This window comes from Planomonospora alba (assembly GCF_039534085.1).
Classification (GTDB): domain Bacteria; phylum Actinomycetota; class Actinomycetes; order Streptosporangiales; family Streptosporangiaceae; genus Planomonospora_B; species Planomonospora_B alba.
On the sequence record NZ_BAAAUT010000016.1, the window covers coordinates 56,852 to 70,241 of the forward strand.

13 protein-coding genes are annotated in these 13,390 nt (G+C 74.6%); 4 read left to right on the forward strand and 9 right to left on the reverse strand.

Translation table 11 applies throughout. The features are described from left to right. Positions 1-86: 86 nt before the first annotated feature. From ABD823_RS12025 to ABD823_RS12035, 3 genes are all read left to right on the forward strand, one after another. Positions 87-1,022, forward strand: a complete 936-nt coding sequence (locus ABD823_RS12025) for a LysR family transcriptional regulator (protein ID WP_344858831.1) — start codon at positions 87-89, stop codon at positions 1,020-1,022. A 109-nt stretch (positions 1,023-1,131) separates the two neighbouring features. Beyond that, positions 1,132-1,794, forward strand: a complete 663-nt coding sequence (locus ABD823_RS12030; protein WP_344858833.1) for a ribonuclease HII — start codon at positions 1,132-1,134, stop codon at positions 1,792-1,794. A 7-nt stretch (positions 1,795-1,801) separates the two neighbouring features. Then, entirely contained in the window at positions 1,802-2,869 is a 1,068-nt protein-coding gene (locus ABD823_RS12035; protein ID WP_344858835.1) for an LLM class flavin-dependent oxidoreductase, read from the forward strand. Positions 2,870-2,902: 33 nt separating this feature from the next. Here ABD823_RS12035 and ABD823_RS12040 read toward each other — a convergent pair whose 3' ends face one another. The 3 genes from ABD823_RS12040 to ABD823_RS12050 all read right to left on the reverse strand — a co-directional run bounded on the left by ABD823_RS12040 (position 2,903) and on the right by ABD823_RS12050 (position 4,971). Continuing rightward, on the reverse strand, positions 2,903-3,244 hold the full coding sequence (locus ABD823_RS12040) for a HepT-like ribonuclease domain-containing protein (RefSeq protein ID WP_344858837.1): 342 nt from the start codon (positions 3,242-3,244) through the stop codon (positions 2,903-2,905). A 298-nt stretch (positions 3,245-3,542) separates the two neighbouring features. Then, positions 3,543-3,929 (reverse strand): SCO5389 family protein, encoded by a 387-nt coding sequence (locus ABD823_RS12045; protein ID WP_344858839.1) that lies wholly within the window; start codon positions 3,927-3,929, stop codon positions 3,543-3,545. Positions 3,930-3,993: 64 nt separating this feature from the next. Beyond that, positions 3,994-4,971: an ATP-binding protein gene (locus ABD823_RS12050; RefSeq protein ID WP_344858841.1), complete on the reverse strand. Its 978-nt coding sequence runs from the start codon at positions 4,969-4,971 to the stop codon at positions 3,994-3,996. Between the two features lie 431 nt (positions 4,972-5,402). Here ABD823_RS12050 and ABD823_RS12055 point away from each other — a divergent pair, with 431 nt between their 5' ends. Continuing rightward, a complete protein-coding gene (locus ABD823_RS12055) occupies positions 5,403-5,891 on the forward strand; it encodes a DUF2867 domain-containing protein (RefSeq protein ID WP_344858843.1) in 489 nt (162 codons plus the stop codon). Between the two features lie 64 nt (positions 5,892-5,955). Here ABD823_RS12055 and ABD823_RS12060 read toward each other — a convergent pair whose 3' ends face one another. The 6 genes from ABD823_RS12060 to ABD823_RS12085 form a co-directional block, all read right to left on the reverse strand. Then, the gene (locus ABD823_RS12060) at positions 5,956-7,362 is read right to left on the reverse strand and encodes an LCP family protein (protein WP_344858845.1); all 1,407 of its coding nucleotides are present in this window, start codon (positions 7,360-7,362) and stop codon (positions 5,956-5,958) included. A 145-nt stretch (positions 7,363-7,507) separates the two neighbouring features. Next, positions 7,508-8,449 carry an NAD-dependent epimerase/dehydratase family protein gene (locus tag ABD823_RS12065; protein WP_344858847.1) on the reverse strand — a complete coding sequence of 314 codons (942 nt, stop codon included), beginning with the start codon at positions 8,447-8,449 and terminating at the stop codon, positions 7,508-7,510. A gap of 124 nt (positions 8,450-8,573) precedes the next feature. Further along, a complete protein-coding gene (locus ABD823_RS12070) occupies positions 8,574-10,058 on the reverse strand; it encodes a class I adenylate-forming enzyme family protein (RefSeq protein WP_344858848.1) in 1,485 nt (494 codons plus the stop codon). Positions 10,059-10,272: 214 nt separating this feature from the next. Continuing rightward, positions 10,273-11,562 carry a cytochrome P450 gene (locus ABD823_RS12075; RefSeq protein ID WP_344858850.1) on the reverse strand — a complete coding sequence of 430 codons (1,290 nt, stop codon included), beginning with the start codon at positions 11,560-11,562 and terminating at the stop codon, positions 10,273-10,275. A gap of 71 nt (positions 11,563-11,633) precedes the next feature. Continuing rightward, positions 11,634-12,365 carry a glycosyltransferase family 2 protein gene (locus ABD823_RS12080; RefSeq protein WP_344858852.1) on the reverse strand — a complete coding sequence of 244 codons (732 nt, stop codon included), beginning with the start codon at positions 12,363-12,365 and terminating at the stop codon, positions 11,634-11,636. Beyond that, positions 12,365-13,351, reverse strand: coding sequence for a 3-oxoacyl-ACP synthase III family protein (locus ABD823_RS12085; protein WP_344858854.1), 987 nt, complete (start codon positions 13,349-13,351; stop codon positions 12,365-12,367). Before ABD823_RS12085 ends, ABD823_RS12080 begins: the two co-directional genes overlap by 1 nt. Positions 13,352-13,390: the final 39 nt, after the last annotated feature.

A 13,390-nucleotide genomic window follows, 5' to 3' on the forward strand; every position in this document is an offset into this window, starting at 1 on the left:
CCCTCTGTTGCGGAACGTTCCCAGCGTGATGGGATGCAGGCGTAAGGACAAGCTTCGGTTCGTGTGGGTGGGCATAAGGAAATGCGATGCTGGATCTGCGCCGTCTGGCCTTGATCTGCGAGTTCGCCCGGAAGGGGAGCATCGCCGCGACCGCCGCGTCGCTGGGCTACAGCCCCTCTGCGGTCTCCCAGCAACTGGCCGCGCTGGAGCGCGAGGCCGGGGCGGCGCTGATCGACCGGACCGCCCGCAGCGCCGAGCTGACCGACGCCGGCCGCCGCCTGGTCGAGCACGCCGAGCGCATCCTGGCCATGGTGGAGGCCGCGGAGTCGGACCTGTCCGCCCAGGCGGGCACCCCGTCCGGCCGGGTCACCCTCACCGCCTTCCCCACCGCGGCGGTGGCCTTCGCGCCCGCACTGGCCCGGCTGCTCCGCCGGCACACCGCGCTGACCCTGCGGATGCGGCAGGGCCGCGCCGGGCGGGGCACCCGCGAGGTCCAGTCGGGCGCGGCGGACATCGCCCTGGTGGACGACTGGTACGGCCGGATGCGGGAGTCGCCGACCATGCGGATCTTCCCGCTGCTGCGCGACCCGCTGGTGCTCGTGGTGCCGCGCGGGCACCGTCTGGCCTCCCCCGACGAGCCGGTGGACCTGCGGCGGCTGCGCGACGAGCCGTGGATGGCCACCCCCGACGGCGAGCCCTCCCGCATGGCGGTCGACCAGATGCTCGCCGAGGTGGGCGGCGGCCGGCCGGTGCCGTGGGAGTTCGAGGGGTTGAGCACCATCCTCAGCCTGGTCGCCAAGGGCGTCGGCATCGCCGCGGTGCCCGCGCTGGCCCTGGCCGCCGGGGTGCGGGGCATCGCCGTACGGGAGATCCCGGGCGCCCCCGCGGGCCGCGACGTGTACGCGGTCGTCCGCACCTCCAGCGTGAACCGCCCCGCCGTCGCGGTGACCCTCCGGGCGATCCACACCGCCGCGCGCTACCTCGCCGGAGACCTCACCGCGCTCGAACCCGCGGCGCCCTGAACCTCCGGGGCCCGGGCGTGCCTCCGGACCCCGGGCGTCCGGGTCCCCGGGCTCCGCGCTCGGGGCCCGCGCGCCCCGCGGGAGCCCGCCTGCGCACTAAACTCCCGCTGTGCCTCCCTCCTACGCGCTCGAACGCCTGCTGTCCGACGGCGGGTCGAAGCTGGTGGCCGGCATCGACGAGGTCGGCCGGGGCGCCTGGGCCGGGCCGGTGGCGGTCTGCGCGGTGGTCACCGACCTGTCGGAGCCGCCCGCCGGGCTCACCGACTCCAAGCTGCTCAGCCGGGCCCGCCGCGAGGCCATGGTCGGCGAGATCACCGCCTGGGCGGCCGGCATCGGGTACGGTGAGGCCACGCACGAGGAGATCGACGCCCTCGGCATGACCGAGGCGCTGCGCCGGGCCGCCCGCCGCGCCCTGGCGGAGCTGCCGGTCGAGCCCGACGCGGTGATCCTGGACGGCAGGCACGACTACCTCGGCGCCCCCTGGCGGGTCCGGTGCGAGGTCAAGGCCGACCTGTCGTGCGTCTCCGTCGCCGCCGCCTCCGTGGTCGCCAAGGTCCGCCGCGACGCCTACATGGCCTCCCTCGGCTGCGAGGAGTACGGCTTCGCCCGCAACGCGGGCTATCCGTCCCCGGTCCACCAGAAGGCCCTGGCCGAGTACGGCCCGACCGCGCACCACCGGCTGTCCTGGTCCTACCTCGACAAGCTGCCCCGCTGGCGGCACCTGCGGAAACACCGCGAGGCCGGCGGGGAGCAGCTCGGGCTCTTCGGGTAGGCGGCGGATGCGGATCGGTGTCTTCCTCGTCGCGGCGGGTTTCCCCGGGCGCCCGCCGGGTCAGGTGCTGCGCGACACGGTGGAGGCGGTCGCCGCCGCCGAGGAGGCCGGGTTCGACGACGCCTGGATCGCCGAGCACCACTTCATGTCGTACGGCGTGTGCCCGTCGGCGGCGACGCTGGCCGGGGTGGCGCTGGGCCGTACGAGCCGGATCCGGGTGGGGACGGCGGTGAGCGTGCTGTCCACCCGGCACCCCGTCGACCTGGCCGAGCAGGCGGCGATCCTCGACCAGGTCTCGGGCGGGCGCTTCACGCTCGGCGTGGGGCGCGGCGGGCCGTGGGTGGACCTGGAGGTGTTCGGCACGGGGCTGGAGAGGTTCGAGCGGGGCTTCGCCGAGTCGCTCGACCTGCTCTGCTCGGCGCTGGAGCGGGACACCGTGGCGGCCGACGGGGAGTTCTTCCGGTTCCGGCCGGTGCCGGTGGTCCCGTCGGCGCGGCTGCGGCCGGTGGTGGCGTGCACCTCGCCTCCGACGGTGGCGCTGGCCGCCGCGCGGGGGCTGCCGATGCTGCTGGGCATGCACGTCGGGGACGAGGAGAAGGCGGAGGCGATCCGGTCCTACCGGGAGCTGGCCGGCGGCCGGGGTCCCGGCCGGGGCCTCCGCGGGGGCGGACCGGTGCGTGCCCCGGCGGTGTCGGGCCCCGCCGGGCCCGGCCTGCCGGAGGACGGCGACCCCGGGCACGTCGCCGCCGCCGTCGGGTACGTGGCCGACTCGACGGCGCAGGCCGTACGGGAGCTGAAGGAGAGCATGCCGCGCTGGCTGGAGCCGGGGCTGGCGGGCTACGTGCCGGTGGACGGGCGGCCCCGGCCGCGCCGGGACGTCGGGGCGTACGTGGACTTCCTGTGCGCGACGCACCCGGTCGGCTCGGCGGACCACTGCGTCGCCTCGATCGAGCGGACCGCCGCGGCGACGGGCCTGCGGCACCTGATCCTCATGGTCGAGGGCGCCGGCGACCACGCCCGCACCCTGGAGAACATCCGCCGCCTCGGCGCCGAGGTCCTGCCCCGGGTGCGCTGAGCGGCCCGGAGGGGATCCCGCTGTGACGGGGATCTATCCGAGATCTCCGTGAGGTGATCCGAAGCGGCGTGCCCGGTCGGGGTCCATCAGCCAGAGAAGATCGAGGACATCCTTCTCCAACGCTGGGATGGAGGTGTTGCATGTCGTCCAGACCGCGTCCAGGCCGACGGAGAAATACGCGTGGGCGAGAACGTTGCGGAAGCCGTGAATCCTCTTCCACGGGACATCGGGACGCCTGGTCCGGGTCGCTTCACTGATTCCGCTGGCGGCCTCGCCGATGTTCATCAGTTTCCACTGCACCGCCGACTGCAACTGCTCGTCGCTGAGCCATCGGGTCTCTTCGGCGCCTTCGAGGAAGGCCGCGATCGATCGCACGGCTTTCACGATGTCTACACGGTAGAGCTCGCCAGGCCGCATAGAGGACCTGGGCGCCGTGGAGGACCTCCTCCTTGGTGATCTCATTGAGGTACGGCTTGGCCAACAGATCGACAGGACGGCCGGACAGGTCTTCCAGCTCCTCCTGGAGAGTCATGATCTCGAAAGGCCGGGAGCCGATCCTGCGGCACGCACGTAGAGGAGATCGACGTCACTGTCCGGCCGATCCCCACCGCGTGCCACTTCGGCAATGCCCAGGGCGCGGACGGATGTGTCCGCGCCCTGGGGTGTGGCCTGGTCAGCAGTCGACGAGTTCGGGGGACTGGTTGAGGATCTGCGAGCGGGCGGTGGTGAACTCGGCGCGGGCCTTGGTGGCGGACGGGTCGAAGACCGCGACCCGGTGGCAGTTCTGGAAGGCCAGCTTCACTCCGAAGTGGCGCTCCAGTGCCCCGCGCATGGCGTCGCTGGCCAGGCAGCGCAGGAGCTGGCCGCGGGCCTCCTCGCTCGGCGGGGGGACGGTGTTGTCGGCGAACTCGGCGCCGGTGCGCTCCCGCTCGGCGACCAGGTCGCTGATGAGCGACCAGGCGTAGGGCAGGGAGTCGCGGACACAGGCGACGAACGCCGCGTCGTCCACCTCGCCGGCCTTCGCCTGGGCGAGAAGGTCGTTCGGAACGGTCAGCGACATGCTGCGTTCTCCTCTCGAGAAGGGGATCTTTCCGACACTAGATCGGCCCCGGTCACCGCTCCACCTAGCCGTGGAGCGACACTCGTGTGGGCCCGAAGACGAACTCCGGGTCGACCTGGGCGGCGAGGTCCTCGCCGACGGCCCGGTTCGCCCAGGCCCGCGCGTTGCGCAGGTGGAACTCGACGGTCTGGCGGCCGAACCGCTCCCAGTCCTTCTCCTGGGCGTCGACGTGCGCCAGCAGGGTGCCGAGGGCGCGGGCGTTGGCGGGCTCCAGGTCGTCCAGGGTGAACGGGCGGCCCTGCTCCATGGCGCGCACGGCGGCCGAGTGCTCCAGGCAGACCAGCAGGTCGTCGCCGACGTGCTCGCGCAGGAAGGCGACGTCGTCGGGGCCGTGGACCTTGTTGCCGACGACGGCGAGGGGCACCTCGTAGTCGGCGGCGTAGTCGCGGTACTGCCGGTAGACGCCGACGCCCTGCCGGGTCGGCTCGGCGACCAGGAAGGTCATGTCGAAGCGGGTGAACAGGCCGGAGGCGAAGGAGTCGGCTCCGGCGGTCATGTCCACCACGACGTACTCGCCGGGGCCGTCCAGCAGGTGGTTCAGGTAGAGCTCGACCGCGCCGACCTTGGAGTGGTAGCACGCCACGCCCAGGTCCTCCTCGCTGAACGGGCCGGTGACCATCAGGCGGGGGCCCTCCGGGGTCGGGACCGAGAAGCGGGTGTGGACCGGGTCGTCGGCCGGGCCGTCCGCGGAGGGCAGGCGGAGCAGCCGGGAGCCGCGGCCGGGCGGGGTCGTCTTGACCATGGCGGCGGCCGAGGTGATGCGGGGGTTCTCGCCGCGCAGGAACTCCTTGATCTCGGCCAGGTGGGAGCCCATGGGGCGGGGCAGCGCGTGCTCCTCGACGCCCAGGACCATGCCCAGGTGCTGGTTGATGTCGGCGTCGACGGCGACGACCGGCCCGCCCCGGTGTGCTGTGTATCTGGCGAACAGGGCCGAGAGCGTCGTCTTGCCGCTGCCGCCCTTGCCGACGAATGCCACCCTCACGATGACGATCCAATCTGATTATGAAAACCATTGCAACCCGTACGGGTGGCCATCATGCCACGGTGCGTGAGCGCGCGCAGGAGGATCAGCGGGAATCCTGGTGCGCCGTTGGCGGGAAGAAAGGCATGTCATGGCGGTACGCCGCCGGAGGGCGGGTATCCCTCAACCGTCGCATGGGGATCCGGCGGGCCGGGAGCCGGCGGAGGCGGTCACCGGTCGTGACCGGCCGGCCGGCCGGTTCGCGGGACCGGGGTTTAGCGGGGCTGAGGTTTCGCGGGGCTGAGGTTTCGCGAGGCCGCCGGGCAACTGGACCCGCCCCGCCCGCGACCCCGGCGGAGCCGTGTGGAATCGTCGTTCCGAGAGATCGCGGCGGGCCGGGCGGAGATCCCGCCGACGGGCGCCGCGTCCCCTTCTGCAGAGCGGGAGCGACCATGCCGGACGCCGCACGATCCCCGGAACTGCGCGCCTACACCGAGGGCGCGGACCACGTGGACGTCAAGACCGTCGAGGGGGAGGTCACCCTCAGGGAGTTCCTCGCCGGGTTCGTCTCCTACGAGCCGGGCTGGATCCGCTTCCTCTACCGCGTCAGGGCCGGGTTCGTGCGCCTGCTCGGCATGCGGCAGGAAGAACTGCCCTCGGCACGGGGGACGCGCCCGCGGGACGTCCCGTTCACGCCCGGGGAGAAGCTCGGCTTCTTCACCGTCGCCGCGGCGGAGGAGGACCGCTACTTCGTGGCGGGCTCCACCGAGTCGCACCTGACCGCGTGGCTCGCGGTGGTCGCCGAGCCCGGCCGCTTCCACGTCGTGACCATCGTGAAGTACCACCGCTGGACCGGCCCGGTCTACTTCAACGTCATCCGTCCCTTCCACCACCTGGTGGTCTCCGGGATGGCGAGGGCGGGGGCGGCGGCGCACGCGTGACGCGCCGGGCGCGTGCCGGCGCCCGGACACCCGGACACCCGGACACCCGGATGACGGCACGAGGTCAGGGGCAGGCCTCGTCGAGGATGACGGTGCCGCGGGACGTCGGTGCGGGCGTCGGCGCCGGGCTGTCCGCCGGGCGCCCGGCGGCCCGGCCGGGAGTGTCCGGGTGCGCGGCCGGGTCCGGGGTGTCCGGGTTCAGGGCGGTGGCGACCTTCTGCCTGATCAGGCCGTAGTCGGGGGCGACGGGGTCGGTCAGCGGGGGCGTGAACTGGATGCTCCTGACCGGGGAGCCCTTCACCTTGTCCGCCAGGTCGACCAGGTGCGGCAGGAGCGCCCGGGGGATGTCGGTGGAGACGGTGTCCACCGCCGCGTCGGCGATCTGCTCGAAGCCGCCGAGGACCGTCACCGGGTCGGCCTGGTCGATGACCGCGTTCATCAGGCACCTCTGGCGGGCCATCCGGACGTAGTCGCTGGTGTGGGTGCGGGACCTGCCGTACCAGAGCGCCTCGGAGCCGCTGAGGACGCGCGTGCCGGGGGTGATCAGGCCCTCGTCGTGCCGGCCGTACACGATGGGCTCCCGTACGGTGATCCGCACCCCGCCCATCGCGTCCACCAGCTTGGCGAACCCCCGCATGTCGGCCATCGCGTAGTAGGGGACGTCAAGGCCGAGGACCCCGCCGACGGCCTTCTTCAGCAGCGCGGGACCGCGCTCGCCGTCGGCGGTTCCCGGGACGATCTCGGGGTGGTCCTCGGCGTACTGCCAGATCTCGTTGAGGATGCCCGGCGTGTACGGCGGCTCGCCCGCGAATCCGTGCGGGAAACGGTCGCGGGCCGGGCCGGGCGGCAGGGGGACGCGCGCCAGGTTCCTCGGCAGGCCGAACAGCACGGTGTCGCCGGTGCGGGTGTCGACGCTCGCCACGGTCACGCTGTCGGTGCGCACGCCGTACCGGCCGGGGGCGGCGTCCGCGCCGAGGAGCAGGACGTTGAGGCGGTCCCGGCCCTGCCACGGATCGCCCGGCACCGGGGTGTCCCCGGCGGCGAAGATCGAGGTCATCGCGTCCTGGGAGACGTAGGCGAGCCGGGCGACGCCGATCGCGGGCAGCATCACCAGCACGCAGAGCAGGCTCACGACGGCGGCCGAGAGGCGGCGGGCGGCGGCGCCGGCCCGCCGGGGCCGCAGGAGCTGGTGGGAGCGGACGACCACGGCCGCCGTGACGGTCCCCAGCAGGAGCACGACCAGGCCGAACGCCTGGAGCCACCCGGGGCGCACGGCCAGGTTGAGCAGGAGCGACTGGGCGGTCAGCAGCGCGGTGGCGGCCGCGGCGACCACCGTCAGCCATGAGACCATGAGCAGGGCGCCGGCGGTGCGCCGTCCGGCCCGCAGGTGGCCCAGGCCCCACAGCACGGCCGAGCCGAGCGTGAACGCCAGGCTCGATCCGATGCTCGGACGCCGCCGGTGACCTGCCATTTACTCCATGTTCCCCGCCCGTTCGTCTATTCGTCACCGATTGGTAACTGATACGGGCTTTTTAGGGCATATAGAGGGTCATGTCCGGTCTGAGCCGTATAGGCGCCGTGCCCTGGGCTCGCCGGTCGGCGGCCCTCCACCGGGTTCACCAGTCGGCGGCCCCCGTGAACGACGTCGGCGCCGGGCGGTAGCCGAGCACCTGGCGGGCGGCGGTGATGTCCAGCGTGCGCTCGACGGCCAGATGCCCGACGGCGTACCGGGTCAGGCGGGGCGGACGGGCCCGCCCGAGCAGCCGGGCGGCCGTCTCGGCGACGGCGGCGACCGGCTCGGCGAGCCGGAGCGGCAGATAGTACGGCTCGGCGTCGACGCCCCGCTCCCGCAGCACCGCGCGGAGCGCCTCGTCGAGGACCACCGGCTCGGCGTCGGTGACGTTGAAGGTGCCGTGCACGCCCCGGCGGGCGGCCTCGGCCGCGAGCAGGCAGGCGCGGGCCAGATTGTCCACCGAGGTCAGGCTGACCCGCTGCCGGCCGTCGCCCACCGCGACCAGCCGCCGGCCCCGGACCGCGCCGAGCACGCGCGGGAGCAGGGTCGTGTCCCCGGGACCGTAGACGGCGTGCGGGCGCAGGATCACCGTCCGCCCCGCGGCGGCCTCGGCCGCGGCCCGCTCCGCGGCGGCCTTGGAGGCCCCGTAGGCGTTGACGTACCGCGCGACCGGCGCCTCCTCCTCGCGCGCCAGCACGGTCGGCCGGAACGGGTCGTAGACGCTCGCCGTGCTCACGTGCACGAAGGCGGCGCCGGGGAACGCCCGCGCCGCGTTCCGGGTGCCGGCCACGTTGGCCGCCCAGATCTCCTCCGGCGGCCCCCAGTCCGTGACGGCGCCCGCGCAGTGCACCACGGCGTCCACCTCGGGGAGCGCCGGCGGCGCCGGGCCGAGGAGGTCCCACGACCGGTACGGCGCGCCGCCGACGTGCCCGGCCGCCGTCGCGGGCCGCCTGCCGAAGGCGTGCACCTCCCACCCGGCGGCGCGGGCCGCCCGGCACACCGCGCCGCCCGCGAACCCCGACGCGCCCGTCACCGCGATCCTCATCGGACTCCCGCCCTCCCCGCCGGTCCCCTCGGCCTCGGCGCCCCCGCCATCGTGCCCCTCGCCGTGCCGCCCGGGCGCGGGACGCGGCCTCTCACCGTGCCGCCCGGGCGCGGAGGGCGCCCCCTCACCGTGCCACCAGGGCGCGGAGCGCGGCGCGGTCGAGCTTGTCGGCGCGCCCGGAGCGGGGGAAGGCGCCGAGGGCGACGATCCGGTCGGGCAGGGCGCCGGCGTCCATCAGGTCCGGCAGGGCCCTGCGCAGCCGCGCCTCGTCATAGCCCGCAGCGGGTACGACGGCGAGCACGACCTCCTCGTCCCCGGTCCCCGGATCGGCCAGGCCGACGATCGCCGCCTCGGCGACGCCGGGCAGCGCGGTGATCGCGGGCTCGTACAGCCCCGGGTAGATGTTGAAGCCGTCGCGCAGGATCATGTCCTTCTTCCGGCCGAGCAGGACCAGGCGGCCGCCGGAGATCCGGGCCAGGTCACCGGTGGCGACCTCGCGCAGCGGCTCCTCGCCCAGGTAGCCCCGGGCCAGGTGCGGACCGGAGACCAGCAGCTCGCCGTCCTCGGCGACCCGCGCACCGACCCCCGGCAGCGGGGCGCCGAGCAGGTCCCCCTCGGCCCCCGACGCGGTGTGCGCGAGTTTCTCCTCGGCCGAGGCGACCGAGATGGGCAGCGCCTCGGTCATCGCGTAGACCGACAGCACCTCCGGTCCCGCCTGGACCGCCCGGCGCAGCACTCCGGCCGGGGCGGGCGCGGAGCCGAGCAGCAGGTGGCGGAGCGTGCCGGGGAGCCGGGGCGTCTCGCGGAGCAGCCGGTCCAGGCGGACCGGGACCGCGAAGGTGTGGGTCGCCCTCCGCCGGACGAGCTCCCCGACGAGCGGGCCGCCGCCCGGCAGCGACCAAGCGGCGCCGGCCATCAGCGCGGGCAGCCCCAGCATGAGCTGGTCGGTGTGGACGACGTCGCCCGGCCCCAGCGGGAACGCGCTGCGGAACAGCTCCAGGCCCGCGGCGAGCGATCCCCGGGTGTGCACCACCCCGCGCGGGTCGGCCGTGGTCCCCGAGGTGAAGATCACCGCCGCGGGCTGATCGGTCCGGGCCGGTGCCTCCGCGCCGTCCGGGGAGGGGGCGGGCAGGCGCTCCAGCCGGAGCGCGCCGCGCGGCACCCCCGGCAGCCAGGGACCGGTGTACAGGTGGCGGACCGCCTGGCCGGGCAGCGGATCGCGCAGGTCCGGCAGGAGCAGGCCCCGGCGGCGGGCCAGGGGGCGGAGCGGGCCGCTCAGGGTGTGCAGCAGCGACTCGGTGACCACCCACCTCGGCCGGGTGGCGGCCATCCGGGCGGCCAGCACGCCCGGGGCCAGGCCGGGGTCGGCCAGCACGAGCGTGCCGCCCGCCGCCACCGCGCCCAGCGCCGTGACCACCGCGTTCACGCCCGGCCGTACCGCGAACAGCACCCCGTCCCCCGGCTCCAGGCCGTCCATGGCGGCCCGGACCGCGTCCACCCGGCGCGCCAGCACGCCGTAGGAGACCTCCCGGCCGCGGCCGTCGATGAGCGCGGTCCGGTACGGCTCCCGCCGTGCGGCGGCCATGATCCCGGTGACGATGTCGTTCATGTGAGGGCGGTCCAGGGGGGTCGGGGGCGGTCCGTACGGAGTGACTCGCAGGACTCGATGTTGGTTCGCGGGGAGATGGGGTGGAGGTTCGGAAAAGGTGCGTTCCGGGTGTTTTCGGGGGCGCTGTGCCTTCCGGGGCGCCGTGCTCCGGGCGGAGGCGGTCAGGGGGGTCCGGGGCCCGTGGGAGAGCCGGGCCCGCAGCGGTCCGGGGCGGTCAGGACGCGGTGACCCACAGGTGTTCGTAGGTGGGGATGAGCACCCCCCGGGCCGCGCGGCGGCCGGTGACCCGGACGTCGTGGGCGAGCACCGCCGAGGCCACCGCGCGGATCTCGGCCATGGCCAGCGGGTGGCCGATGCAGAAGTGCGGGCCCGCGCCGAACCACAGGTGGCGCAGTTCGGGCGGGTGCGGGCGGGACGGGTCGAACGGGCCGTGGGCGCGGGCGCAGTTGTGGGTGACGATCAGCACCCGGTCGCCCGGCCGTACCGCGACGCCGTCGTCGCCGCCCGCCCGGCCGGTCCCGTCGGCTGCCCGCCCCGCGGGGGTGCGGCCGGACCCGTGCGCACCGCCGATCCGGGCGGGCGCGGCCACCGAGCGGAGCATCACCGGGGTGGGGGTGGTGACCCGCATGGCCTCGTCGATCATCCGGTCCAGGTCCGCCAGGACGGCGCGGCGGTCGAGGCCGTGGTCGCAGACCAGCGCGACGAGGCGGGGCACGAGGGTGGCGACGGTCTCGGTGCCGGTCAGGAAGAACGCCCCGGCCGCGCCCCGCGCCTCGGCCGCCGACAGGCCCAGCTCCCGCATCCGGCCCATCACCGTGGACGGGTCCCCCGCCTCGTAGGCGGCCTGCGCGACGTCCCCGATCCGGTCCAGGACCTGCTTGGCGACGGCGATCTGCCGCTCCGACAGGCTCCGGGAGCGGAGCGAGACCATCGAGACGACCCGCTCCCCCTCGGCGAACAGCTCCCGGGCCCGCGCCTCGGAGAACGCGCCCGCAACGGGGTCCGGTGCGGGACCCGGTGCCGGAGTCGTGCCCGTGCCGGGGGTCGTGCCCGTGCCGGGGTCCGGGCCGAGGTCCAGGCCGATGATCCGGCAGATCACCGCGCCGGCCATCACCCGCATGGTGTCCACCAGGTCGACGGTCTCGCCCCGTGCCAGCCGCGCGTCCAGCGCCGCCAGCGGCTCGCGCAGCACACCGGCCACCAGGTCCGCGACGTAGCCCGGGGCGAACAGCGGCGCCAGCTTCCTGCGCAGTGCCAGATGGTCCGGACCCTCCATGTTGAGCAGCACGGACGGCCCCAGCACCGGCGTCCACAGGTCGGCGGGCGAGCCGGGGCCGTCCTTGCGGAAGTTCGGGTCGGTCAGCACGGCGCGCGCCACGGCGGCGTCGTTGACCACCACGCCCAGCCCCGGGACCCGCACCACCGGGCCGAAGCGGGCCAGCAGCCGCATCAGCGGGTAGGCCAGCGGGTGCGCGGCCAGGTAGAGCCGGCGCTCGTGGTCCACCGGCCGCCCCGACCGCCTCGCCGGACGGTCCGCCGGCCGCCCCGCACGCCCTCCGCGTGCCACCGGCCGCCTCACCGGATGTCCACCACGTCGGGTCGGTAGTGGTGGTCGGCGTACCAGGCCAGGGTGCCCACCAGCCCGTAGGCGCGCAGCCGCCGGACCGAGCCGTACACGACGAGGTCGCGGCGGGAGCCGTACGCGGAGGTGACCTTGCGGACCCGGTTGACCAGGGCGCGGTCCTCGTGGACCTCCTCGATCGCGGTCCGCGGGAAACCGCCCGCGCGCTCGTAGAGGTCCGCGGTGATGGCCAGGTTGCAGCCGGGCATCATCACGTACGGCCCCTTGTAGCGGGGGTCCCGGTTGCCCGGCCGGAACCGGCCGAACGCCGCGGCCACGTCGATCACGGCCGGGATGAGCCGCCGCTCCCAGAACTTCAGCGGGAACTCGTCGGTCCGGGGCAGCAGCCGCCCGCCGACCATCTCCAGCCCGTCGCCGAAGGCGCGGCGGACGCTCCGCACCCAGTCGGGGCGGGGCAGGCAGTCGGCGTCGGTGCGGGCGACGTGGGTCGCGCCGCGGGCGATGGCGTGCCGCACGCCGGTGTCGGAGGCGGCGCCGGTGCCCTTGTGCGGCTCGTGGACCACCTGGACGCCGTGCCGCCGGACGACCTCGGCGGTGCCGTCGGTGCTGGCGTTGTCCACCACGAGCAGCGTGAAACCGCGGTCGTCCTGCGCGGCCAGCGCCCGCAGCGTCGCCTCGATGCCCGCGGCCTCGTTGTAGGCCGGGACGATCACCCACAGGTCCATCACATCTCCGCCAGCATCACGCCCATGCTGATCCCGCCGCCCAGGCCGAGCAGCGCCACCCGGTCACCGGGGCGCCAGGAGCCCAGCGCGAGCTGGAGCGGGAGGGTGGCCGAGGCGCAGTTGCCGTGCTCGGGCAGGCTGACCACCAGCTTCCCGCCGGGGATGTCCAGCACCTCGGCCAGGAAGCGCAGGTACGGCAGGGCGACCTGGTGCACCGCCACGACGGCGAAGTCGTCCCAGGTCAGGCCGGTCCGCTTGAGCGCGGTGAGGAAGATGTCGGGGCCGATGCGCTCGAAGGCCTCCTTCAACCGCCGCCCGTCGCCCCGGAAGTAGGAGTGGTCGGGGTCGCGGGGGTGCGCCGAGCCGCCGCCGGGCAGGGTGCCGATCGCCCACGCGGTGGAGTCGGCGGAGAAGTCCCGGTAGAAGATGCCGCGCTCGGCGTCCGCCTCGACGAGCACGGCCGCCCCGCTGTCGGAGAGCGTGTATCCGGCGAAGGAGTCCACGAACTGCGCCCGGTCCCGGACCTGCCAGCGGATCGCCCGGGACGGCGTCTCACCGGAGCAGACGAGAACCTTGCGGTGCGCCCCGGACAGGATCAGCGCCTCGGCCACCTGGATGCCGTTGAGCATGCTGTTGCAGGCGTTCTTGACGTCGAAGACCGGGCAGGACAGGCCGAGCTTGGCCGCGACGATGTGCGCGGTGGCGGGCTCCACCATGTCCTGCGAGGCCGAGGCGAAGATCATCAGGTCGGCGTCGGCGTAGAGGGCTCCGTCCTCCCCGGGGGCCGGACCGAGCGCGCGCACCGCCTCCACCGCGAGGTCGGAGGCCTGCTGGTCCTCGCGGGCCACGTGCCGCCGGCGGATCCCCGTCATCCGCTCGACGATCCCCCGGTGGGGGACGTATCCCTCGATCCGGGACTCCACGTCCGTACTGGACAGAGTCCGTTCGGGCAGATACGTCGCGACGCCCGTGATACGGGCCTTCATCGCGCCCCCCTCAAATCCAGCGAAGTCTCCGAATTCCTG